We start from the raw sequence: 22588 nt of genomic DNA, 5'->3' as shown, positions 1-22588 counted from the left end.
TTGAAATCGGTGGCCGAGCAAGTAGGGCCACGCAAGCGGCAGCGGTCACCGCACCCCATGCGGTACCTTCCCCTCGCCGCCGCCGGTGACCGCCCGCCCTATCTCGGCCGCGAGCGCCTACGACCTGCGGGAATGACCCGCCCCGGCAGGTCGTTGCACCTGATCCGGTGCCGCGAAGACCCCTTGGTCCGCCGCCGGAGATCCCGCTGTCCTGCTCTGTGCGCCATGACGGCGCTGGTGTCGCCCGCCGATCCCCCTTCGCGTCGGCGACGCCCGACCCCCGAATGGAGCTTCGCCATGAACACCATGCTGCGTAAGAGCGTCCTGGCCCTCGCCGGTTTGACCGTCGCCGGTGGCCTGGCCGCCGGCCCGCTCAATTACGGCACCGCCGACACCACCGACCCGACCCCGACCACCGCCACCACGGCCACGGCCACGGCCGCGCAGGCGGAGAAGCCCGACACCACCGAGCTGATCCCGCACGGTGTGCAGGGCGCCCAGTCGCGGATCGACCTGGACGACGAGCAGGTCGCCAACACCAAGGCGATCATCGCCGCCACCAAGAAGAACGGCATGGACGAACGTGCCGCCGTCGTGTCGATCGCCACCGCCCTGCAGGAGTCGAAGCTGGAGAACCTGGGCCACCTCGGTGACCGCAACGACCACGACTCCCAGGGCCTGTTCCAGCAGCGCCCCTCCAGCGGCTGGGGCACGGTCGAGCAGATCACCGACCCCGAGTACTCCACCACCGCCTTCCTCAAGGGCCTCAAGCAGGTCGACGGCTGGCAGGACATGCCCCTGACCAAGGCCGCCCAGACCGTCCAGGTCTCGGCCTACCCCGACCACTACGCCCAGTGGGAACAGCAGGCCGCCGACCTGGTGGCCCAACACTGGAACAGCTGACCCGACAGACATTCCTCCACAGGGGGAGCAGGAAACCGTTGGCCGGCACCCGAGGTTCGGGTGCCGGCCAACGGCGTCTGCACGTCGTGCCGACGGGGTCGACGAAGGCCGACCAGGTCGGGCTGGGGCGACCGTGCCCGGCGTAGGGATCAAGCCTGACCGCCCGAAGCCGGGCACGGTCGCCCCAGCCCACACCGCAACCACCCAGAAACCCGAACTCAGGTAGCGCTGATCGTCCCGGTCATCAGCAGGGCCAGGACGAGGGTCCCGACCGCCACCCGGTAGAGCACGAAGATGTACAGGGTGTGGTGGGCGACATAGCGCAGCAGCCAGGCGATGGCCGCGTACCCGACCGCGAACGCGATGACGGTGGCGACGACCATCTGCGCGACGCTCGGCACCGAGGTGCCCGGAGCGGCCGGTTCGAAGACGTCACCCAGGCTGAAGATGCCGGACATCACCACGGCGGGGATGGCCAGCAGGAAGGAGTAGCGGGCGGCCGTCTCCCGGGTCAGGTTGAGAAACAGGCCGAAGGTCAGCGTCGCCCCGGAGCGGGACACCCCGGGGATGAGGGCCAGCGCCTGGGCGAACCCCATGACCACGCCGTCGCGCATCCGGAAGTCCTTCAGGGTCCGGGTCTGCCGGCCCCAGTACTCGGCGAAGGCCAGGATGAAGGCGAAGACGATCAGGGTGGTGGCGACCACCCACAGGTTGCGGGCGGTCTCCCGGATCTGGTCCTTGAACAGGAAGCCGAGCGCCCCGATCGGGATCGAGCCGACGATCACGTACCAGCCCATGCGGTAGTCGAGGCTGGAGCGGACCGAGGAGTCCCAGATCCCCACCGTCCAGGTCCGGCCGATTCGCCAGATGTCCTTGGCGAAGTAGAGCAGGACGGCCGCCTCGGTGCCCAACTGGGTGACTGCGGTGAAGGAGGCCCCGGCGTCCTGGTCGAAGAAGATCGCCGAGGTGATCCGCAGGTGGCCTGACGAGCTGACCGGCAGGAACTCGGTCAGTCCCTGGACGATGCCCAGGACGATGGCTTCTACCCAGGTCACTCCCCGACTCCTGAGAGTTCCAGGGCCTCGGCGACGGTACGCAGGGTCTGCACTCCGCTGTCCCGGTCGGCCGCGAAGAGGGTCACCGAGAGGGTGGTCACCCCGGCCTCGGCGTACTGGCGCATCCGGTCGGCGATGCGCTCCTTGGGGCCGAGCAGGGAGGTGCGGTCGATGAACTCCAGCGGCACCGCGGCGGCGGCGTCACGCTGCCGCTTGGCCAGGTAGAGGTCCTGCACCTCGCGGGCGGCGTCGCCGTACCCCATCCGGGTGGCCAGCTGGTTGTAGAAGTTCTGCTGCCGGCTGCCCATGCCGCCGACGTACAGGGCGGTGTACCAGCGGACCAGTTCGGCGCAGGAGTCGACGTCGTCGCCGACCACGACCGGCACGGAGGGCACCACGTCGAACCCGGCGAGTTCCTTGCCGGCCCGGGCCCGACCGGCGGCGACCGAGGCCAGTTGCTCCTGGGCGAATTCCGGGGCGTAGAAGATGGCCAACCAGCCGTCGGCGATCTCACCGGCCAGTTCCAGGTTCTTCGGGCCGACCGCGGCCAGGTAGATCGGGATGTGCTCGCGCGGCGGGTGGAAGCCCAGCCGCAGCGCCTTGCCGGGGCCGTCGGGCAGCGGCAGGGTGTAGAACTGGCCGTCGTAGGCGACCTCCTTGCGGGCCACCGCCAGCTTGACGATGTCGACGTACTCCCGGGTCCGGGCCAGGGGCTTGGCGAAGCGTACGCCGTGCCAGCCCTCGGAGACCTGCGGGCCGGAGACCCCCAGGCCTAGCCGGAACCGGCCGCCGGAGAGCGAGTCGATGGTGGCGGCCGTCATCGCGGTCATCGCCGGGGTCCGGGCGGGGATCTGCATCACGGCGCTGCCGATGTCGATCCGCTCGGTCTGCCCGGCCATCCAGGCGAGCATGCTGGGCGAGTCGGAGCCGTACGCCTCGGCCGCCCACACCACCGAGTAACCGAGCCGGTCCGCCTCCTGAGCCAGGGCCAGATGATCAGCCGGTGTGCTCCACGCTGTCTGGTATCCGAGGCTTAGCCCGAGTCGCACAGAGTCCTCCCCTATCCGCAGTCGCATCAGGTTACGCAATCGCGGCGCTGGGGACGATCACCGGCTCACCCCGAATCGCCAGCAGACTCGACAGGAGCGAGGATATCCGTCTGGCCCGGTTCGAAATAAGGTTCAACCATGCAGCAGCGACCGCTCGGCCGAAGCGGGCTGGCGGTTTCCCGGCTCGCGCTCGGCACCATGACCTGGGGTCGGGACACCGACGCCGACGACGCGGCCGCCCAACTGAAGAGTTACCTCGACGCAGGTGGAAACCTGGTCGACACCGCCGACGTGTACGGCGACGGTGACGCCGAGTCGGTGATCGGCTCGCTACTGGGCAGTCTGGTGCCGCGCGAGGAGTTGCTGATCGCCACCAAGGCCGGTCTGCGGCCCGGCGGCAGCCGACGTCGGGACGGTTCCCGGGGGCACCTGCTGCGCACCCTGGACGCCTCGCTGCGCCGGCTGGGCACCGATCATGTCGACCTGTTCCAGGTGCACGGCTACGACCCGCAGACCCCCCTGGAGGAGACCCTGGCCGCGCTGGACCACGCGGTGGCCAGTGGCCGGGTCCGCTACGTCGGGGTGTCGAACTTCTCCGGTTGGCAGACCGCCCGGGCGGCGGCCTGGCAGGCGGCCTGGCCGGGGCGGGCCCCGGTGGTGGCCGCCCAGGTGGAGTACTCCCTGCTGGAGCGGGGGGTGGAACGGGAGGTGCTGCCGGCCTGCGACGCCCTGGGGTTGGGGGTGCTGCCCTGGTCCCCGCTGGGTCGCGGGGTGCTGACCGGTAAGTACCGGCACGGCCGACCGGCGGACTCCCGGGCGGTGTCGCCGCATTTCGAACGGTTCGTCGCCACCTATCTGGAGCCGCGCTGTTCCAGCATCGTGGAGGCGGTGGCGACCGCCGCCACCGGCCTCGGGGTGTCCCCCCTGGAGGTGGCGCTGGCCTGGATCCGGGACCGGCCCGGGGTGACCGCCCCGATCCTCGGCGCCCGTACCTGCGGGCAGTTGCTCGGCGCCCTTCAGGTGGAGCGGATGACCCTGCCCGAGGAGATCACCACGGCGTTGGACGACGTCTCCGCGCTGGAGGTCGGCTACCCCGAACGGGACGGCTGATCCGATACCTTTCGCGCCAGGTCAGCGGCAGGGTGGCGGCGGAGGGGTCGGGCTGGGCAGCATAGGGTCCATGGACTACGAATACGCGCCGCTGCGGCTGCCGCCGAATGTCGACCGGTTGACCGCTGCGGCGCAGTTGGCCATCCAGGCGGAGTTCTCCGGCTGGGAACTGGCCCGGGTGCGGCTGTACCGGGACGGCACCCGGCAGGTGGTGCTGCGTCGCCGCCGGGTCAACCAGCCGCAGCCGGGACTGTCGTACTGAGGGTGGTCGCCGATCCGCCGGTGGGTCATCCCCGGTGGCGGATCAGGGGCGCCACGGCCAGCAGGGCCAGGGCCGCCCAGGCCGGCACCCACAGCGGTCGATGCTGGGCCAGGGTGCCGATCCCGCCACCGCAGGCGTAACCGGCGAGGGTCAGCAGGCCGAGCAGGAAGCCTTTTCTGGCTCTGCCGCGACCCTGGGGTGGGCCGAGCAGCCAGCCGACGATCCGTTCACCGGTCTTCGCCACCGTGCCCGACTGGTAGGTGATGGTGGTGGCTGTCCCGGCAGTGCGGACGAACAGGGTGGCCAGGGCACCCATCGCGAACCCGCCGACGGCGGCCAGCAGGGCCCGAAGCCGGGGGCTGTCCCGGCCGTACTCGAACAGCACGTTGAGGGCCCCCCAGAGCGCTACCGCGGCCACCGCGAGGGCCAGGCCCCGAGAGACCGAGGTCCACCGACTCGGCACGGCACGCAGCCGGGTGGTCAGACCCGTCCCGACCACGAACGCCACCATCGAGGCCGCCGCCGTGGGCCAGGCAGGATGCCCACCGGCCGGTCCGATCCCCAGGAACAGGACATTGCTGGACTGGTTGCCCACGAAGGCCCCGTACCGCAGGAAGGCGAAGGCGTCCAGGGCCCCGGCGACCACCGTGCTCACCCCCAGGACGAGGATCGGATGGCGGAACTCGCGGTAGACGTCCGCCGGATCGGCCCCGATCCGATTCCCCCCGACGGGCGGTTCGGCACTCGACATCGGTTCTCCACACCTGGCGGTCTGTTCGGGCGGTCCGGCAAGTCATGCGTCGTTGCGACCGGTGCCGATGATTTCGCAACTTACCGAACCCGGGTCACCGAAAGGGCGGATACCACCGGATGACCCGGTATTCGAATTCGCCCGCCGACAGCAATGGATCGGAGTTTTCCTCGCGGTTTCCCCTCCGAATGTCCCGCTGGCCTGGTTAGCCTCCCCATAACGGCTCACCGACGGCCAGACAGGCACCGGAGAACCGAATTCGGGGAGGCATTGACGGTGATTCCGATGCCCGAGGCATCCGTACAGCGTCCCAAGATGTCCACCGGCGGGTCACCGGCGACCAGCGATATTCAGCGGTTCCTGGTACGGATGGTCGCCCTCGCGGACCCGCCCTGCGAACTCTGGTTCCTGGAACGGTTGCTGGCCCGCGCGGGTGTCGGCACCCGGCTGGCGCTGGAGACGGCCGTGGAGGAGCTGATCGCCCGGGGGACCCTCGTCGACGGCCCGACCGGGTTGCGGCTGGCGTCGCCGCGACTGCGCGAGGGGGTGCTGGCGGAGCTGCCGCTGTCGATGCAGCGGGGACTGCACGAGAGCGCCGCCGAGGTGCTGGCCGAGGCGGGCCGCCCGGCCCCGGCCGCCCGCCGGTTGCTCCAGGCCATGCCGACCGTGGAACAGGGTGCTCGGGCCTTGGCCGCCCGGCTGGCTACCGACCCGGCGGTCAGCCCCACCCTCTCGGCGGACCTGCTGCTGGCCTGCGGGGCACCCGGCGCGCCCGATCACCAACTGGACTGGCTGGTCGCCACGGCCGACCACCTCTTCCTCGCCGGACGGCTGCCCGAGGCCATGCTCCTGCTGCGCACCGAACTCGCCGTAGCCCGCTGCGCCGCACACCAGCGGGCCCTCCTGCTGGGTCGGCTGGGTGCCTACCACGCCACCCAGCGCCCCTCACTGTCGATGCGCTACCTGGAGCGGGCCCTGGAGGAGCACCTGGGCGGCCCCGAACGGAGCTGGACCCTGGCCATGCGGGCCTCGGTGGCCGCCCGCTTCGGCTACCCGGACAGCGGTGACCTGCTGGCCGAGGCGCAGCGCGCGCACCGCACCGCCCCGGCCCCCGAGGGTGGGATCCGGCTGGCCCTGGCCCAGGCGGCCCAGGCCACGGTCGGCGCCGACCTGCCCGGGGCCGCCCGGATCCTGCACGAGGTGGACACCAGCGCACCGGGGGCCCGCAGCCAGGTGGTCTTCCTGCGGGTGGACCGGATCGCCAACCAGCTCTCCCTCGGCCAGTTCACGGACGCGCGAAGCGCCCTGGAGGCGGTCACCGAGGAGATCGACACCCTCGGCGGGGTGGCCCGACCCCTGGTCACCGCCCTGGACTGTGTCGCCCGCCTGGCGGTGGGCGAGTTCGCCGAGGCCTCGGCGCGGGCCCGGCTGGCCCTGGAGGATCCGGCCGCCGAGGCGCTGCCCGACGAGGCCCGGGCCACCCTGCTCGGCACCGTGGTGGAGGAGCTGCTGCGGCGCGACGAGGTCTCCATGGCCCGGGCCCTGCTGGCACCGGAGAAACCCGCCCTGGACTGGCCGGACGGCCTGCAATGGTTTCGCCTGGGGGCTGCCGCGGCCGCCGATCCCGAACCCGAACGGCACGCACCCCTGCTGCGGGCGATGCTGCGGATGTCGCACCGGGCGGCGGCTCCCCTGCTGCTGGTGCCCCACCACGGTCCGCGACTGGTCCGCGCCGCCCTGCTGCTCGACGACCACCGGCACGCCCAGATCCTCGCCGACCACCTCAAGCGGGTAGCCGGCACGGTGAACAACCGGCTGTGGCAGGGCATCGCCCACCAGGCCGACGGGATCATCAGCGGCGACCCGGCGGCCCTGTCCACCGCGGTGGCCCGGCTGCGGACCACCGCGGCCCGTCCGGCGCTGGCCGACGCGATGTTCGACCTGGGGCGCTCGCCGCACCTACCTCGGCGGGAAGCGGTCGAGGTACTCGACGAGTGTGCCGCCCTGTACGCGCGCCTCGGCGCCACCGGGGACCACGATCGGGCCCGGCAGTTCCGCCGCCACCTCGCCGCCGGCACCCGCGACCGGCACCCGCTCCGGCCGGACGGAATCGAGGCCCTCACCCCCGCGGAGGCCCGGGTGGCCGAACTGCTCGCCGGAGGCGCCACGAAACAGCAGGCCGCCGCCGAGCTGTTCGTCTCCTTCCACACCGTGGACACCCAACTGCGGGCGATCTACGCCAAGCTCGGCATCCGCACCCGGGTGCAGCTGGCCCGCCTCTGGGACGCCCACCGACCCTCCTGAACAGGCCCCGGCGCCACGACCCGCTGGCAGGTCGTGGCGTCCGTAGCCGCTGCTCAGTGCCGCTGCACGGCGTTCTTCACCTTGGGCAGCACCTCGATGACCTGCCGCTGCATGTTCAGGGTGTCCGCGACGACCTGTGGCGGCACGTTGGCCAGCCACTGGGCCAGCGACATGTCCTCGAACTTCGCGGTCCGGAACAGTTCCAGGTACACGAACGGCTCGTCGCCGAGGTTCTCCACGTAGTGGCCCAGGGAGATCGGCACGTAGCCGACGTCACCGCGTTGCAGGTTGAAGGTCCGGGCGGTGGAGCCACCGCTGAACACCCCCATCCGGCCCTGGCCGGAGATGACGTACTGCATCTCGGCGCCGTTGGGGTGCCAGTGCAGCTCCCGCATAGCCCCCGGTTCCAACTCCACCATGGCCACCGTGGTGGTGGTCGCGGCGGCGAAGTTGGTCGAGTCGGCGATGCGTACGCTGCCCCCCTCGAACCGCTCCGGGGTCTGCGACAGGAAGGCGTGCTTGAAGGTACGCGGCACGTCGCCGGTGGGGCTGAAGACCCGCTGTTCGGCCAGCGGCGGCGGCACCTGCCCGTGGAACATGTACTTCTCGCGTTCCGGCAGGTTGCGCATCTGTTCCTCGGTCCAGCCGAAGTTCTTCGCGATCACCGACCTGGGCACGTGGGCGAGGAAGTCGGTCAACTGGAAGGTGGCGTCCTCGGAGTAGCACCCGTCGTCGAAGACCAGGAGGAACTCCATGCCCTCCTCGAAGGCCTGGATGTAGTGCGGGATGCCCGCCGGGAAGTACCAGAGGTCGCCCGCCTTGACGTCTTCCAGGAAGTTGCGTCCCTCCTGGTCCACCGCCCCGATCCGGCCGCTGCCCTTGAGGATGATCGACCACTCGGACTGGATGTGCCAGTGCAGTTCCCGGTACGCCCCCGGGTCCAGCTTCATGTCGATGATCGCCAGGTCGTGCGCGATCGGCAGGAGCCGGTCGGTGATCTCCCGGGTCCAGCCGCCGCTCTCCCTGCGGGTGTGGGCCAGCGAGAAGGGGAACACCATGTTGGGCAGCAGGCCGTCGTCGGTCGAGGGCGGAGTGACCAGGTCGGGGTGGGTGTCGTCGATCGCCGGGTTACGCGGCAGGGTGCCCACCAGCGAACCGCCGCCGTTGGATCCCATGCCGAACTCATCGGACTTGCGCATCGCGAACAACCTCTCGTTGAGGGGCCGCCATGGTGGCGTCCCGGGACGGAAGAAAGAGCGCGCGGACACGTCCAGTGCCCTGGAGCGCGACTGCGAGCGGGATCGCGGCACACAGGAACACGAGTGCCGTGATGCTCCAGATCGGCGCGTCGATGGCGACTCCGGCGGCGGCCAGAGCGGCGAACGAGTAGAGCTTGACGCGCAATCCGGCCATGGAGACCAGATCCATGACGGACCTCCTCAGGAGTCGCGGGAAAAGCGCCCGGCAAGAAGTGGCCGTCCATGGTTCGACGGCACGGCTGGGCGCCTACCTGTGATCCTGGCCCGCAATTGGCGTACGCGGAATCACGCGATCGCGCCATTCGGTGGAATCCGTTCCAGCGACGAAGGACGGAAAGCGCCGGCGTTTACCGGATCAGGCGTCCGGGTAGGGTGCGCAATGTCCAATCGTCAAGGCAGAACCGGACCAGCAGGGCGAGGGTCCCCACAACAGTGGAACACGACCCAACTCGACTTTCGGTATCCGTTGTTCGCCCTGATGTTGGGAACCGGATTGGCGGGAGTCGTCGACGCTTTCTCGTTCCTGCGGTACAAGGTGTTCGTCGGAATCCAGACCGGAAACGTAGCCTTCATCGGTATGGGCCTGGCCGGGCATCTCCCGGCGTGGCCGTCCGCCCTGGCGTCGATCATCGCGTTCGGTCTGGGCGGTCTGCTCGGCGCCGGGCTGCGCCGGTTCCCCACTGCGGGTCCGTTGCGACCCCCCGGGTGGGAACTACTCGCGATGCTGGCCCTGCTGGTGCTGTGGGGGCTGGTGGACAAGTCCCTCGACTCGGGTCGGGACTCGTTGACCGAGCGGACCGTGCTGACCGCCCTGTGCGCCTTCCCGGTCGGCATCCTCGGCGGGCTGGTCTCCCGTACCTTCGGGGTGCAGACCGCGACCTCCTTCCAGACCGGCACGGTGCTGCGGACCACCCGAGGGCTGGCCGACTGGGTCTTCGAGCGCGGGGACACCAGCGGCGCCCGACGGATCGCCGGGCTGGGTCTGCTCTGCCTGGCCAGCTACGCGATCGGCGGATATGTCGGGGCGGCCAGTGAGCAACGGCCGATGGTCACCTACGTGATCACCTGGGCGCTGATCGTGGTGATGCTGCTGCTGGCCCTGTCGAAGCGACCCCGGCACACCCCGTGACCCGGGGTCGATCCGCCCCCCGGGCCGCCACCGTCGGATGACGGCAGCGGCCCGGCGGTCATGGAATCAGTGCGCGTGCTCGGCCTCGTCGTCGAGGAAGGGGTGCTCGTCGAGCCGCCCGACCAGCCGGTCACCGGTGGCCGGCTGGAAGGGGCCGACCGCATCGTCGTCGTCGAAGGACTCCAGGTCGACCGGGGTGCCGACCTCGCTGACCATGACGACCCCGTCGAGCGGCTCCAACTCGGGCACGTCCAGCGCGGACAGTGAACCGTCGCCGCTCTGCAGCAGCTCCAGCACGGCCTCGCCGACCCCCTCCACCGGGGGCACCTCCTCCTCGGCCGGGATGCCCTCCCGCCGGGCCGCCTCGGCGATCCGGATCAGCGCGGAGACGCTCGGCACCCGGTAGTCGCGCCGCTGGCGTACCGAGATCACCTGGGGGTGGGGGTCGGTCGCCTCCACCCCGTCGGCCGCGCCGAGGCGCTGGTCGACCTCGTCGGGGTCGATCGACTCGACATCCCACGGGGTGACCTCACCGAAGGCGTCCATGAGCTGCTCGTCGTAGGCGAAGGACGCGTTGTTCAGCGCGACGTACGCCCGCCAGACGTCGTCGTCGTCGATCCGGCCCTGCGCGGCGCGGACGGCGGCCAGGTGGTGGCGGGCCGCTTCGATCACGCGCTCGAGAGCGGCATCCAGCTCACCGTGCTGGTCGGTCATAGGAGGCGTCCCTTTCAGGAAGTTTCGTCAGCTGCCGGGCCCGAACCGGGCACGGCATCAGCAGGTACGCAGGAACCGGTCGAGAACCCGCACGCCGAACTGTAGTCCGTCCACCGGAACCCGCTCGTCGATGCCATGGAACAACGCCGAGAAGTTCAGATCGGCCGGCAGCCGCAGCGGTGCGAAACCGAAGCAGCGGATGCCCAGGTGGGAGAAGGCCTTGGCGTCCGTACCCCCGGAGAGCATGTACGGCACCGGGTGGGCCCCCGGGTCCTCGGCCCGCAGCGCGGCGGACATGGCCTCGACCAGGTCACCGTCGAAGGTGGTCTCCAGGGCGGGCTGGCGCTGGATGTACTCGATCGCGATGTCCGGGCCGATCAGCTCCCGTAGCTGCTGCTCCAGCAGCTCGGACTGGCCGGGCAGGCTGCGGCAGTCGATGGTGGCGCTGGCGCTGCCGGGGATGACGTTCTCCTTGTACCCGGCGGCCAGCCGGGTGGGGTTGGCCGTGTTGCGGATGGTGGCCCCGATGATGTTGGCGATCGGGCCGAGCTTGGCGATCGCCGTCTCCGGGTCCTCCGGGTCCAGCTCGATGTCGAGCAGCTCGGAGACCTCCTCCAGGAAGGCCCGGACGGTGTCGGTGACGACCACCGGGAAGCGGTGCCGCCCGATCCGGGCCACCGCCTCGGCCAGGGCGGTGACCGCGTTGTCGTCGTGCACCATCGAACCGTGCCCGGGGCGGCCCTTGGTGTGCAGGCGCAACCAGTCGATGCCCTTCTCCGCGGTCTCGATCAGGTAGAGCCGCCGGTTCTCGTCCAAGCTGTACGAGAATCCGCCGACCTCGCCGACGGCCTCGGTGCACCCGTCGAACAGCTCCCGGTGCCGGGTGGTCAGAAAGTGCGCGCCGTAGTCGCTGCCGGCCTCCTCGTCGGCGGTGTACGCCAGCACGATGTCGCGCGGCGGCCGGACCCCGGTGCGCTGCCAGTGGCGTACCACCGCCAGGACCATCGCGTCGAAGTCCTTCATGTCGATGGCCCCCCGACCCCACAGGTAGCCGTCGCGCAGCTCACCGGAGAAGGGGTGCACGGACCACTCGTGCGGGTCGGCCGGTACGACGTCCAGGTGGCCGTGCACCAGCAGGGCTCCCCGGCTCGGGTCGGTGCCGGGGATCCGGGCGATCACGTTGGCCCGGCCCGGGGCGGACTCGTGCAGCACCGGGTCGATGCCGACCTCGGCCAGCTTCTCCGCTACGTACTCGGCGGCGAGGCGCTCCCCGACGCTGGTGGCGTTGTCGCCCGTGTTCGTGGTGTCGATGCGCAGCAGATCCCGGCAGAGGTCGACGACCTCGTCGGTCGGCGCGGGAAGGGCGGGGCGGGCGTCACTCGTCATCGCCTCTTCATACCAGCCCGCAGGTCAGGCGCGTGCGGCAGCGGTACAGCCGACGCCGTGGTGAGACGGTTTCGACACCGACCGGTGCGGGTACTGCCCCGCGCCGAGGTTGCCATATCATCGGCCCTCCACCGCCCCGCCGAGGAGGGACCGTGTCCGTCCATTTGCCGCCGCTACCGCCCACCCCCGGCGACGGCTACCAGCCCCCGGGGCGCAGCATCGCCGACACCATCGCCGAGGAGCACCGGCAGTTGCTGGCGCTCGCCCGGCGGCTGGTCGAGCCGGGCCCGGACCCCGCGCACGGCCGGGAGATCCTGGTCGCCGCCCTGTCCCGGCACCTGTCGGCGGAGGAGCAGTACCTGCTGCCGGCCGTCCGCCAGGCCCTCGAGGACGCCGACGAGCCGGTGGCCGAGGTGCTGGCCGGCGACGCCGCGCTGCTCATGGCGTTGCGGGGGCTGACCGAGGACCGGCTGGCGATGGTCGCCCAACTGGTCGAGACCCACGTGTCGGCGGTCGACCCGCTGGTGCAGCGGCTGTGTCAGGCCGCCACCGAGGAGGAACTGGTCCGGCTCGGCAACCGGCTGGAGATCGCCGAGGAGGCCGCACCCACCCGCCCGCATCCGGGGGTGCCGCACACCCCGCCGTGGAACCGGATCGTCGAGCCCGCGGTGGCCCTGGTCGACAAGTTCCGGGACGCGGTGACCGGCCGACACACACAGCTCAGCGAGTTGGAGGAGCGGCCCGGGCGCTGAGTGAGCATGTTCATGGCCGTTGATACCTCCAGGCACTACCGCCAACTGCTCCGTGGCCCTACCGTCACGCTATGAACCTGGAGTTGCGCCACCTGCGGGTGGTCTGCGCCATCGCGGAGACCGGGAGCGTGACCAAGGCGGCTTCGACGCTGGGCTTAGCTCAGCCGGCACTCACCGCCCAGCTCCAGCGCATCGAGCGGACCCTGGGCGGGCCGCTGTTCGAACGGGATCGTCGGGGGGCCCGGCCCACCGCCCTCGGCGAGTTGGTGTTGGCCCGGGCCCGGGTGCTGCTGCCCGCGATGAAGGGCCTTCAGGACGAGGCGGCCCGGTTGGCCGGCGCGGGGGACGCCCCACGCCGTTACCGGTTCGGCGGGGTGAACAGCCCGATCCTGGGTCGGCTGGTGCACCGGCTCGCCGCCGAGCAGCCACAGGCCCAGATCACCACGTACGCCTCCTGGTCAGTGGACGAGTTGGCGCAGCTGGTCGCCGGTGGGCGGTTGGACTTCGCCCTGACCGGGGTGTGCGGCGACTCCACCCCCTCGGCGGACTACGGGCTCAGCTGGCGGGAGGTGGCCGTAGACCCGATCATGGTGCTGCTGCCGGAGACCCATCCGCTGGCCCGGCGCGACGAGGTGGCGCTGGCCGACCTGCGCCACGAGCAGTGGGTGGCCGCCCCGGGGGACGGCTGTTTCGGCGACTGCTTCGCCGCCGCCTGCGCCCGGGCCGGGTTCACCCCCCGCAAGGTGTACGAGACCGACGTGCGCGGCTGCATAGATCTGGTGGACGCCGGTGAGGCGGTGGCCCTGTGTCAGGCCACCTTCCGGCCGGTGGCCGGGCTGGTGACCCGGCGGTTGACCGGTAGCCCCCTGCGGTGGCGGCTGATGCTGGGCTGGCATCCGGAGTCACCGGCCGCCCGGATGGCCGATCTGGTGTTGGAGACGGCGCTGACCTCGTACACCGACTCCCTGGCCCCACACCCGGCGTACCTGGCCTGGTTGTTGCGCAACCCGGCGTTCGGGTTGCGGGCGACGGCGCCGGTGGTGGTGGACCCCGGGGTGCGAACGGCCTGAGGGCGGGTAAAGGGCGGCCATGACCGACCTCTACCCCGCCGCCGACGACCGCGAGGTCCTCCGCGAGGCGGCCGCGCGACACACCACCGCCGTCCGGGAGGTGGAAGCCTTCCTCCGTCGGCTGCCGGAGGTTCCGGACCCGGCCGACCTGACCGAGTACGCCGACCTGCTCACCCGGGAGGAGCAGACCCGCGCCGACCGGACGGCCGCCGCGGAGGCGACCGGTCTGACCATCGCCAGTCTGGGCACGGAGTAGCGTCGGCGCCGCCGTCGGGGGTCCCGACGGCGGCGCTGGCGAGTGGCCCTACCGCTTCACCACCAGGACGTCGTGTCCGAGGTCGAGCAGGGAGTGCCGCCACTGGTCGTCGGCGTTGCCCCGGCTGGGCCGGGCCGCGGTCAGTTCCCGGATGCGCTCCACGGCCTCCCGCATCACCTCGATGTCCTCCGGGGTCAGGTCGACCTTGCGCTTGCGCAGTACGGCGAGGATCTGCCGCCCCGGTTCGGGCAGGTCCAGATCCGGGCCGGGGCCGAACGCCTCCTCACCGGAACCACGGGTCAGCAGCCACTGCCGTAGCTGTTCGGACGGCACGTTGACCTCGGCGTGGAAGTCGTCCCAGAGCACTTCCACCTCGGGTTCGAGTCGCTGTTCGCGTACCATCAGCCCTCCTCTGCCGGCGGCGACCCGGGTGATTCCGGGTCCCCCTCGTCGATCGGCCCACCCGGTCCCTCCGCCGGCACCTGCACCCGGGCGGGGTTGGCCGTCGGCGGGGCGACGATCGGGTCGGCCCGGTCCTCGTCGCGGTTCTCCTCCGGTTCGGTCATCTGTACCCTCCCGGTCCGGGGACATTCCGATCAGCGGGGATGGGTGGTGGAGGCGGCCGTGTAGCCGCGCTCCCCGGCCGCCACCTCGAAGTCGAGGTGGCCCTCGCGGGCGTCCACGATCACCCGCTGCCCCGGGGACACCTGCTGCTCCAGCAGCATCCGGGACAACTGGTTGTCCACCTCCCGCTGGATGACCCGGCGCAGCGGTCGGGCCCCGAACTCCGGCTGGTAGCCGTGCTCGGCCAGCCAGTCGACCCCGGCGGTGGTGAAGTCCACCTCGATGTCCTGGGCGTGCAGCCGACGGCGGGTCTCCTCCAGCATCAGGCCGGTGATCTGCCGCAACTGCTCGGCCTCCAACCGACGGAAGATGATCACCTCGTCGATGCGGTTGAGGAACTCCGGGCGGAAGTTCTCCTTGAGGCGGCGCATCAGCCGCTCCCGCAGTTCGTCGTTCTCCTGGCTCTCGCCGGGGGCACCGGCACCGAAGCCGACCGACCGCTGAGTGCCGGTGATCAACTCGGAGCCCAGATTGCTGGTCATGATCAGGACGGTGTTCTTGAAGTTGACCGTCCGGCCCTGACTGTCGGTCAGCCGACCGTCGTCGAGCACCTGCAACAGGATGTTGAAGACGTCCGGGTGCGCCTTCTCGATCTCGTCCAGCAGCACGACCGCGTACGGTCGGCGGCGTACCGCCTCGGTGAGCTGGCCCGCCTCCTCGTACCCGACGTAGCCGGGTGGGGCGCCGACCAGCCGACTGACCGTGTGGCGTTCCTGGAACTCGCTCATGTCCACCCGGACCATCCGGTCCGCCTCGCCGAACAACGCCTCCGCCAGGGCCCGGGCCAGCTCGGTCTTGCCCACCCCGGTGGGGCCCAGGAACAGGAAGCTGCCCATCGGGCGGTTCGGGTCCGCCAACCCGGTACGCGACCTGCGTACCGCCTCGGCCACCGCGTTGACCGCGTCGTCCTGGCCGATGACCCGCTGGTGCAGGTGCCCCTCCAGGCGCAGCAGCCGGTCGCGTTCCTCCTCGGTGAGCTGGCTGACCGGGATGCCGGTGGCCCGGGAGACCACCTCGGCGATCTCCTCCGACCCCACCTCGGGTACCTGGTTGGCGCCGCCGTCCTCGCCACGGGCCCGGCCTACCTGCTCCTCCAGTTCGGCCACCCGGTCCCGCAGGGCGGAGGCGCGTTCGTACTGCTCGTCGGCGACCGCCTGCTCCTTGTCCCGGCGTACCTCCTCGAGTTGCTGCTCCAGGTCGCGCACGTCGGCGGCCGGGGTCCGGGTGCGCAGCCGGACCCGGGCCCCGGCCTGGTCGATCAGGTCGATGGCCTTGTCCGGCAGGTAGCGGTCGGTGATGTAGCGGTCGGACAGTTCGGCGGCGGCGACCAGGGCCTCGTCGGTGAACCGCACCTGATGGTGGGCCTCGTAGCGGTCCCGCAGGCCGCGCAGGATGGCCACGGTGTCCTCGACGCTGGGCTCGGGCACGAACACCGGCTGGAAACGGCGGGCCAGGGCGGCGTCCTTCTCGATGCTGCGGCGGTGTTCGTCCAGGGTGGTGGCGCCGATCACCCGCAGCTCGCCGCGGGCCAGGGCCGGTTTCAGCATGTTCGAGGCGTCCATGCCGCCCTCGCTGCCGGCGCCGCCCGCACCGACCAGGGTGTGGATCTCGTCCAGGAAGATGATCAGCTCCTCCCGGTGGGCCCGGATCTCGTCGATCACCTTCTTCAGCCGTTCCTCGAAGTCGCCCCGGTAGCGGGTACCGGCCACCAGACCGGCCAGGTCCAGTTGGATCACCCGCTTGCCGAGCAGGGTCTGCGGCACGTCACCGTCACAGATCCGCTCGGCCAGGCCCTCCACGATCGCGGTCTTGCCGACCCCGGCCTCGCCGATGAGCACGGGGTTGTTCTTGGTCCGCCGGGACAGGATCTCCACCGCCTGCTCGATCTCGGCGGTCCGTCCGATGACCGGGTCGATCTGGTCGTTGCGCGCCAGCTCGGTGAGGTCCTGGCCGTACTGGTCCAGGGTGGGGGTGCCGCGATCCGGGCGGGGGTTGGCCATCGGCCCCCGCTCGGCGTTGGCGGCCTGCAAGGACTCCGGCTGGATCCGCCCGGCGGCGAGCATCCGACCGGCCGGCGACTCCGGGTTCAGCGGCAGGGCCATCAGGATGTGCTCGGGACCGATGTAGTTGGCGCCCATCGCCCGGGACAGCTGATGGGCGTCCAGCAGGGCCCGCTTGGCCGCCGGGGTCAAGGACAGGTTGTGTGGCACCTCGCCCCGGGGAGCACCGTCGCCCCGCCCACCCAACGCGTTGATCAGGGTGTCCGGATCGGCCCCGGCGCGACGCACCAGATCCTGGAGGGGTTCCCGTTGCAGGGCGGCCCAGAGCAGGTGGTCGGTGTCCAGGTCGTTGCTCTTGCGCTGCGCCGCCCGCCGGGCCGCGTCGGCGAGCATCTCCCGGGCGTCCGCGGTCATCAGTCGGGTGATGTCGACCCGGTGGGCGGACCGACGCCCACCCTCACCCCGACCGAAGTACCGGGCCAGGAACTCGTCCCACGGGTCCGAACCGAAGTCGCCGGGTCCAATCATGTCTTCCTCCGCGGTCGGGCGCGAGACGGGTCGGCACGGGCTACCCGGCCCCCGGCCGGACAAACGCCACCCCGGCTGCTTGATCGACTCGGTTTCGGCGCGATGGCGGTGTCCGCGGCAGCAGGAGGCCGCCGTTTCGCCGAAACGGCGGGAGCGGGGACGGCGGGTGAGCGACCCAGGCCGCCCGGCGCGGCGGTCACGCCGCGCCCTGGGCCGGGTGGCATGGTGGGCCGATGAACGCGACTCCGCTGCTCATCGTGGACGCCGCCAACGTGGTCGGATCCCGGCCGGACGGCTGGTGGTGGGACCGGGCCGGGGCGACCGCCCGCCTGCGGGACACCCTGGTGCCGCTGAGTGGGCAGGGGGTGCCGCCGGATCTGCCCCCGCCGGTGGAGGTGGTGCTGGTGGTCGAGGGTGCGGCCCGCAAGGTGCCCGGGGTCGAGGGGGTGCGGGTGGTCTCCGCCACCGGTTCCGGGGACGACGCCGTGGTCGAGCTGGTCGCCGACGCGAGCGACCGGCGACGCCTGGTGGTCACCGCCGACCGGGCGTTGCGGGATCGGGTCACCGTGCTCGGCGCCGAGGTGTACGGCCCCCGATGGCTGCGCCCCTGATCCCGCCCGTACGCCGCTGCGACCAGGCATTGATCACGTTTGGTGATCTCACGACCCCGGGTCTCACGAATCGGACTCACGTCCCCTGCGGTCGACAACCGGTCAGCAAGGCAGCAACACTGACAGGGCGGATGTCCGTTCCGTAACCGGCATAGGCTCTAATGGAGTCCTCCCCGCCCCCAGGAGGTTCCCGCGTGGCGAGCGTCGCCGAGCTCAAGGCAGCCATCGAGATAGCGCTCCAACAGATCGGTGACGGCCAGAGCGCCGTCCAGGCCGCCGGCGAGAAACTGGCCGAGGCGCAGCAGACCCTCGCCGGTGCCCTGGAGGGCAGCGGACACACCACCGTCGAGGCGGCGCAGGCGTCGCTGACCCAGGCCAGTCAGGAGCTTGAGGAGTGCCTCGCCGCGACGCTCGTCGCGGTCGAGCAGGCCCAGCAGTACGTCGCGACACTCTAGGGGCCGGGCGTGTCCATCGTCGAGGATGTCGGCGCACAGGTCCGGGCCTCCGCCGAGGAACTGCCGTTGGGCCTGCTGGCGCAGGCCCTGGAGAAGTTCGGGCTGGCCACCGAGCGGCTGCGCTGGGTACGGCAGGAGTCGGCCAGCCCGATGGGGGTGCCGGAGCTGTCCGCTGCGGTCGAGCACGCCGAGACCGCCGGATACGCGCTGCGGGTGGCCCAGGAGCAGCTGACCGAATACCTGGCCGCGATCGGGCTGGCCCCCGACGGGGCGGCACCACCGCCGGTCGCACCCCAGCGTCGGCCTGCCCACGACGCTCCCCCGGCCAGCGAAATGGTCGCCGAGGAGGCCCCGGAAGCGGCCGGTGAGGTGCGGCTGCGCCGCTGGTGGGCGGTGCGGGTGGCGGAGTTGACCGGCGGCGGCGAGGGGTCGGGCGAGCGGCCCGACGAACGGGTCACCGACTCCCGGGAACTGCTGCGCCGGGTGGTGCACGGCGTACGCGCCGGTGACCGGGACCGGCTGCACCGGGAGTTGCGGGGGGCCCACGCCGACGTCGGCCTGGGGCTGGCCGCGGTGGCACCCCCGTTGCTGCGTGATCTGGCCGGGCAACTGCTCGGCCACCCGCCCCGGGGCGACGATCTGCCCCGGCTGCACCGCGAGTTGGACGGCCGGGTGCGGGACCTGCTGCCCGGTCTGCCCGCCCCGGTGCTGGACACCATGCTGACCCGGGTCTGCCGGATGCCACCGCCGCGACGCGGTGAGGGCGAGCAGCCACACGCGGCCGATCCGGCGGTCACCGCCGGCGTACTCGCCGGGGTCCTGCTCGACCGGCTCGGCCGCGACCTGCCGGAGAGCGCCGGCACCCCGGGGGAGCCGACCGGAGCCGCCGAGGCCCGCCCGCCCCGGCGCGAGCCACCGTCGGCCGGCCCACCGAGACGGCCCACCACCGAGCAGGGGACGAACGGCCGGCCCGGGAACGGGATCGATGGCTGATCGGCGCAACCAGCTCGTCGTCCGGGTCCGGGAGATGCTCGCCGACGCCCTCGGCTCCGCCCGGAACAGGTCGGAGGCCGCACAGACCGCCCTGGCCACCGCCCGGGACCGGGCGGTACGGGTGCGGCGGGCCGCCCTCGGCGTACCCGAGCGGGTGGGTGCCGAACGCGACAAGCGCCTGGCCGAGATCGACGCCCAGCACACCGCGCGGCTGGCGGCCCTGGCCCGGCAGGCGGCAGAGGCCGCGGCCCGGGAGGCGCCCGGGGCGGGCTCGGTGCCGTGGGAACGATGGCGGCCCACCCCGGCCGATCGCGCCGAACCCCCGGGCGCAACCCGCATCGGTACGGTGCAACTGCCCGATGTCGACCCGGTGCCGGCGCTGGTGGCCCTGCTCGACGCCGGCCATGTGGCACTCGACGGAGACCCCGAGGGCTGCGCCGCCGTGGTCTCCGCCCTGCTGCTGCGCAGCCTGGGCCGGGCCGTGCCGGGAGGGGTGCGGGTGGTCGGCTACGACCCCGATCACCTGGGCGGCGGACTGGCCGGATTCGCCCCCCTGGGCACCGCCGGGCTGCTCACCTTCGTCGGGCCGGGTGGGCTGGGTCGGCTGCTGGACGACCTGGTGGAGCAGATCCGCCGGATCAACGAGACCGTGCTCGCCGGTGAACACGCCACCCTGCGCGAGTTGGCCGCCACCACCGGCCGCCGACCCGAGCCCTGGCGGGTGGCGGTGCTGCTCGGCGGGGAGGAGTTGTCCCGCCACGAACGCGGCCAACTCGACCGGGTGGTCCGGGCCGGCGCGGCCTGCGGGGTCCACCTGATCGTGCAGGGTGTGCCGCTGCCGGCGGAACCGACCGTCACCCGGATACGGGTCACCGGGGCCCAGGCCCGGGTCGACACCCTGCCGGTGCACCTGGACCCGCCCCCGCCGGCCGCCCTGGTCACCGAGACCTGCCGCCAGATCGCCTCGGTGGTCAACGCCGGTCCCGCCCCCACCCCCTTCACCGATCTGCTGCCCGCCCCGGAGCAGATGTGGCGGGAGGACTCGGCGACCGGGCTGACCGCCCCGATCGGCGAGGGGCCGCACGGCCGCCCGGTGCTGGTCACCCTCGGCGACTATCCGCCGCACGCGCTGATCGGCGGGCCCTCCGGCACCGGCAAGACCAACCTGATCTTCGCCTGGATCGGCGCCCTGGCCGCCCGCTACTCCCCCGCCGAGCTGGAGTTCTACCTGCTCGACTTCAAGGAGGGGGTGTCCTTCGCCCGGTTCGCCCAGGGGCGGCGGGACCCCAGTTGGCTGCCGCACATGCGACTGGTCGGCATCAATGTCAACACCGACCGGGAGTTCGGTCTGGCGCTGCTGCGCTTCCTCGCCGAGGAGCTGCGCCGCCGGGCCGACGCGGCGAAGAAACACGAGGTCACCAAGCTGGCCGAGCTGCGGGCGGTGGACCCCACCGGGCACTGGCCCCGGATCGTGGCCGTGGTGGACGAGTTCCAGATGCTGCTGGCCGGACGGGATGCGGTGGCCCGGGAGGCCGCCGACCTGCTGGAGGACCTGGCCCGGCGGGGCCGCTCCCAGGGCATCCACCTGGTGCTGGCCTCCCAGGACGTACGCGGCATCGAGGCGTTGTGGGGGCGTCCGGCGCTGGTGGCCCAGTTCACCCTGCGTATCGCCCTGCCCAAGGCCCTGCGGATCCTGGCCGAACGCAACGACGCCGCCCAGTCGCTACCGAAGTTCCACGCGGTGGTCAACGCCGAGTCGGGCCTGCCCGAAGGCAACGAGGTGGCCCGGATCCCCTCGGCCAGTGACTGGGAGACCTGGAGCGAGCTTCAGCACCGGCTGTGGCGGATGCGTCCGGCCGAGGCGGCACCGGCGCGGCTGTTCGACGGCGATGCGATCCCCCGGTTGGCGGACGCGCCGGACTTCCGGGCGTTGACCGCCCCGGAGATCGGCACCCCCCGCGGCCCGGTGGCCCTGCTCGGCGAGATCATCGACGTACAGGCCCGGTCGGCCGCCCTGCGGCTACCGCGCGCTCCGGGGCGGAACCTGGCCGTGCTCGGTACCCGGGTCGACGAGGCCTGCGCGGTGCTGGACGCCGCCGCCCGCTCCCTGGCCCGCCAGCACCGTCCGGGTACGGCCCGGTTCTCCATCGCCTGCCTGGACCCGGACGCCGACCCGGCGGCCCGGGCCCTGTACGAGGAACTGGCCGACGACGCCGCCTGGTACGACGAGGAGAGCGTGGCCGAACTGCTGGCCGAGACCGCCGAGGGGCTGGGTGCCCCCGGGGTCAGCCAGGCCCCCCACTATCTGCTGCTGTTCGCCGTCGACGCGGCGGCCGGGGCCCTGGCCACCCGGATCGGGAAGGCCACCGGGGGCGCCCACCTGCGCCGGATCCTGCACGACGGCCCGGAACGGCGCACCCATGTGCTGGCCTGGTGGCGGGGGATCGCCCGGATGCGTGCCGACCTGGGCGGACCGAGCGCCCGTACTGACCAGATCGGGGCCTGGGTGGCGCTGGACACCCACGGCGGGGAGTTGGGTTCCCTCTACCCCGGCACCGGGCCGGACTGGTATCCCCGGCCGTGGCGGGGCCTGTTCTTCGACCGGGCGGTGCACCGCACCGGGCAGACCATCATCCCCTACGGACCAGCCCGATGAACGAACCGGTGACCAGCCAGACCTACGCGGCGGCGCTGCGGCGTCTGGCCGAACTGACCGCCCGGGTGCGGGAGCAACAGGCCGAGGCGCACAGCTGGTACGAGCAGCAGTGCGCGGCGGCCGACCGGGCGGTGGCCGAGTCCGCCGAGGAGGTCAACCGGGCCGAGCGGGAACTGGTAGCCGCCCGGGAGACCCAGGAACGGGTCGACGCCGAGGTCTCGGTGCTGTGGCAGGAACTCAATGCCCGGCTGGGCGGCGGCGGACGCCGCGCCGGCGCGCCACCGACACCGAGAGCCGACGCCACCGGCGACCCCCTGCCGCTGTTGGAGGGGGTACGCGACCTGCTGCGGCGCACCCGCCAGCGGGGCGAACTGTCCAGCAAGGTCAACCCGCTGATGCTGCTGTGCGGCGTGGGCGGTGCCGTGCTGGCGTACGCCCTGGGGGTCGGGGCCCGGGCCCTGGGTGCCCGCAGCGAGGGTGAACTGGCCGTCGGCCTACCCGTGCTGGCTCTGGTGATCACCCTCCTCGGCCCGGTGCTGGGCCTGCTCCCGGCCCGCCTGATCGCCGACCGCCAACACGCCGTCCTGACCCCCCGCCCCGTCCTCCTGGTGGTGTCCGCCGGCCTCACCACCACCCTCCTCCTCCTAACCACCCTCTAATCCCACCCCTCCCTCCCCCCACCCCTCCCTCCCCCACCCCTCCCCGCCCCGCCCCTCTATCT

Annotated in this window: 23 protein-coding genes; 13 read left to right on the top strand and 10 right to left on the bottom strand. The window is 72.0% G+C overall.

What is annotated here, in order from left to right; all coding sequences use genetic code 11:
* Nucleotides 1–297 precede the first annotated feature (297 nt).
* Nucleotides 298–903, top strand: a complete 606-nt coding sequence (locus OIE53_RS05810) for a hypothetical protein (RefSeq protein ID WP_327025532.1) — start codon at nucleotides 298–300, stop codon at nucleotides 901–903.
* 218 nt (nucleotides 904–1121) lie between these two features.
* Here OIE53_RS05810 and OIE53_RS05805 read toward each other — a convergent pair whose 3' ends face one another.
* Entirely contained in the window at nucleotides 1122–1958 is an 837-nt protein-coding gene (locus OIE53_RS05805; RefSeq protein ID WP_327025531.1) for an undecaprenyl-diphosphate phosphatase, read from the bottom strand.
* Nucleotides 1955–3007, bottom strand: a complete 1053-nt coding sequence (locus OIE53_RS05800) for an LLM class F420-dependent oxidoreductase (protein ID WP_327025530.1) — start codon at nucleotides 3005–3007, stop codon at nucleotides 1955–1957. Before OIE53_RS05800 ends, OIE53_RS05805 begins: the two co-directional genes overlap by 4 nt.
* 138 nt (nucleotides 3008–3145) lie before the next feature.
* Here OIE53_RS05800 and OIE53_RS05795 point away from each other — a divergent pair, with 138 nt between their 5' ends.
* Both OIE53_RS05795 and OIE53_RS05790 read left to right on the top strand, forming a co-directional pair.
* Entirely contained in the window at nucleotides 3146–4117 is a 972-nt protein-coding gene (locus OIE53_RS05795) for an aldo/keto reductase (protein WP_327025529.1), read from the top strand.
* A gap of 70 nt (nucleotides 4118–4187) precedes the next feature.
* Nucleotides 4188–4379 carry a DUF5703 family protein gene (locus OIE53_RS05790; RefSeq protein WP_013734349.1) on the top strand — a complete coding sequence of 64 codons (192 nt, stop codon included), beginning with the start codon at nucleotides 4188–4190 and terminating at the stop codon, nucleotides 4377–4379.
* 25 nt (nucleotides 4380–4404) lie between these two features.
* Here OIE53_RS05790 and OIE53_RS05785 read toward each other — a convergent pair whose 3' ends face one another.
* The gene (locus tag OIE53_RS05785; protein WP_327025528.1) at nucleotides 4405–5130 is read right to left on the bottom strand and encodes a YoaK family protein; all 726 of its coding nucleotides are present in this window, start codon (nucleotides 5128–5130) and stop codon (nucleotides 4405–4407) included.
* Nucleotides 5131–5415: 285 nt separating this feature from the next.
* On the opposite strand from OIE53_RS05785, the gene OIE53_RS05780 reads away from it, so the two are divergent.
* The gene (locus tag OIE53_RS05780; RefSeq protein ID WP_327025527.1) at nucleotides 5416–7434 is read left to right on the top strand and encodes a helix-turn-helix transcriptional regulator; all 2019 of its coding nucleotides are present in this window, start codon (nucleotides 5416–5418) and stop codon (nucleotides 7432–7434) included.
* Nucleotides 7435–7487: 53 nt separating this feature from the next.
* Here the strand turns inward: OIE53_RS05780 and OIE53_RS05775 are convergent, their stop codons facing one another.
* Both OIE53_RS05775 and OIE53_RS05770 read right to left on the bottom strand, forming a co-directional pair.
* Nucleotides 7488–8633, bottom strand: a complete 1146-nt coding sequence (locus OIE53_RS05775) for a cupin domain-containing protein (RefSeq protein WP_327025526.1) — start codon at nucleotides 8631–8633, stop codon at nucleotides 7488–7490.
* Nucleotides 8617–8862, bottom strand: coding sequence for a hypothetical protein (locus OIE53_RS05770; protein WP_327025525.1), 246 nt, complete (start codon nucleotides 8860–8862; stop codon nucleotides 8617–8619). The genes OIE53_RS05775 and OIE53_RS05770 overlap by 17 nt, the downstream gene beginning before the upstream one ends.
* A gap of 309 nt (nucleotides 8863–9171) precedes the next feature.
* On the opposite strand from OIE53_RS05770, the gene OIE53_RS05765 reads away from it, so the two are divergent.
* Complete coding sequence (locus OIE53_RS05765; protein WP_327025524.1) at nucleotides 9172–9822, top strand: YoaK family protein; 651 nt, start codon at nucleotides 9172–9174, stop codon at nucleotides 9820–9822.
* A 66-nt stretch (nucleotides 9823–9888) separates the two neighbouring features.
* On the opposite strand, the gene OIE53_RS05760 is transcribed toward OIE53_RS05765, so the two are convergent.
* Both OIE53_RS05760 and OIE53_RS05755 read right to left on the bottom strand, forming a co-directional pair.
* The gene (locus tag OIE53_RS05760) at nucleotides 9889–10536 is read right to left on the bottom strand and encodes a hypothetical protein (protein WP_327025523.1); all 648 of its coding nucleotides are present in this window, start codon (nucleotides 10534–10536) and stop codon (nucleotides 9889–9891) included.
* A 57-nt stretch (nucleotides 10537–10593) separates the two neighbouring features.
* Entirely contained in the window at nucleotides 10594–11922 is a 1329-nt protein-coding gene (locus OIE53_RS05755) for a M20/M25/M40 family metallo-hydrolase (RefSeq protein WP_327025522.1), read from the bottom strand.
* A 152-nt stretch (nucleotides 11923–12074) separates the two neighbouring features.
* On the opposite strand from OIE53_RS05755, the gene OIE53_RS05750 reads away from it, so the two are divergent.
* The 3 genes from OIE53_RS05750 (at nucleotide 12075) to OIE53_RS05740 (ending at nucleotide 14000) form a co-directional block, all read left to right on the top strand.
* Entirely contained in the window at nucleotides 12075–12674 is a 600-nt protein-coding gene (locus OIE53_RS05750; RefSeq protein ID WP_327025521.1) for a hemerythrin domain-containing protein, read from the top strand.
* Nucleotides 12675–12745: 71 nt separating this feature from the next.
* Nucleotides 12746–13744 carry a LysR family transcriptional regulator gene (locus OIE53_RS05745; protein ID WP_327025520.1) on the top strand — a complete coding sequence of 333 codons (999 nt, stop codon included), beginning with the start codon at nucleotides 12746–12748 and terminating at the stop codon, nucleotides 13742–13744.
* A 19-nt stretch (nucleotides 13745–13763) separates the two neighbouring features.
* A complete protein-coding gene (locus OIE53_RS05740; RefSeq protein WP_327025519.1) occupies nucleotides 13764–14000 on the top strand; it encodes a hypothetical protein in 237 nt (78 codons plus the stop codon).
* A 48-nt stretch (nucleotides 14001–14048) separates the two neighbouring features.
* On the opposite strand, the gene OIE53_RS05735 is transcribed toward OIE53_RS05740, so the two are convergent.
* From OIE53_RS05735 to OIE53_RS05725, 3 genes are read right to left on the bottom strand one after another with little or no spacing between them, the layout of a single operon-like run.
* Nucleotides 14049–14402: a DUF3140 domain-containing protein gene (locus OIE53_RS05735; RefSeq protein WP_327025518.1), complete on the bottom strand. Its 354-nt coding sequence runs from the start codon at nucleotides 14400–14402 to the stop codon at nucleotides 14049–14051.
* Nucleotides 14402–14566, bottom strand: a complete 165-nt coding sequence (locus OIE53_RS05730) for a hypothetical protein (RefSeq protein ID WP_327025517.1) — start codon at nucleotides 14564–14566, stop codon at nucleotides 14402–14404. The genes OIE53_RS05735 and OIE53_RS05730 overlap by 1 nt, the downstream gene beginning before the upstream one ends.
* 30 nt (nucleotides 14567–14596) lie before the next feature.
* Nucleotides 14597–17152: an ATP-dependent Clp protease ATP-binding subunit gene (locus OIE53_RS05725; protein ID WP_327025516.1), complete on the bottom strand. Its 2556-nt coding sequence runs from the start codon at nucleotides 17150–17152 to the stop codon at nucleotides 14597–14599.
* 233 nt (nucleotides 17153–17385) lie between these two features.
* Here OIE53_RS05725 and OIE53_RS05720 point away from each other — a divergent pair, with 233 nt between their 5' ends.
* From OIE53_RS05720 to OIE53_RS05700, 5 genes are all read left to right on the top strand, one after another.
* A complete protein-coding gene (locus OIE53_RS05720; protein WP_327025515.1) occupies nucleotides 17386–17763 on the top strand; it encodes a hypothetical protein in 378 nt (125 codons plus the stop codon).
* A gap of 194 nt (nucleotides 17764–17957) precedes the next feature.
* Complete coding sequence (locus OIE53_RS05715) at nucleotides 17958–18218, top strand: hypothetical protein (RefSeq protein WP_327025514.1); 261 nt, start codon at nucleotides 17958–17960, stop codon at nucleotides 18216–18218.
* A 9-nt stretch (nucleotides 18219–18227) separates the two neighbouring features.
* Nucleotides 18228–19211, top strand: coding sequence for a hypothetical protein (locus tag OIE53_RS05710; protein WP_327025513.1), 984 nt, complete (start codon nucleotides 18228–18230; stop codon nucleotides 19209–19211).
* On the top strand, nucleotides 19204–21867 hold the full coding sequence (locus tag OIE53_RS05705; protein ID WP_327025512.1) for an FtsK/SpoIIIE domain-containing protein: 2664 nt from the start codon (nucleotides 19204–19206) through the stop codon (nucleotides 21865–21867). Before OIE53_RS05710 ends, OIE53_RS05705 begins: the two co-directional genes overlap by 8 nt.
* On the top strand, nucleotides 21864–22526 hold the full coding sequence (locus OIE53_RS05700) for a hypothetical protein (protein ID WP_327025511.1): 663 nt from the start codon (nucleotides 21864–21866) through the stop codon (nucleotides 22524–22526). Before OIE53_RS05705 ends, OIE53_RS05700 begins: the two co-directional genes overlap by 4 nt.
* Nucleotides 22527–22588 lie beyond the last annotated feature (62 nt).

This window comes from Micromonospora sp. NBC_01739, assembly GCF_035920385.1.
Lineage (GTDB): Bacteria > Actinomycetota > Actinomycetes > Mycobacteriales > Micromonosporaceae > Micromonospora.
This window is presented reverse-complemented; position numbering and strand designations above follow the sequence as displayed.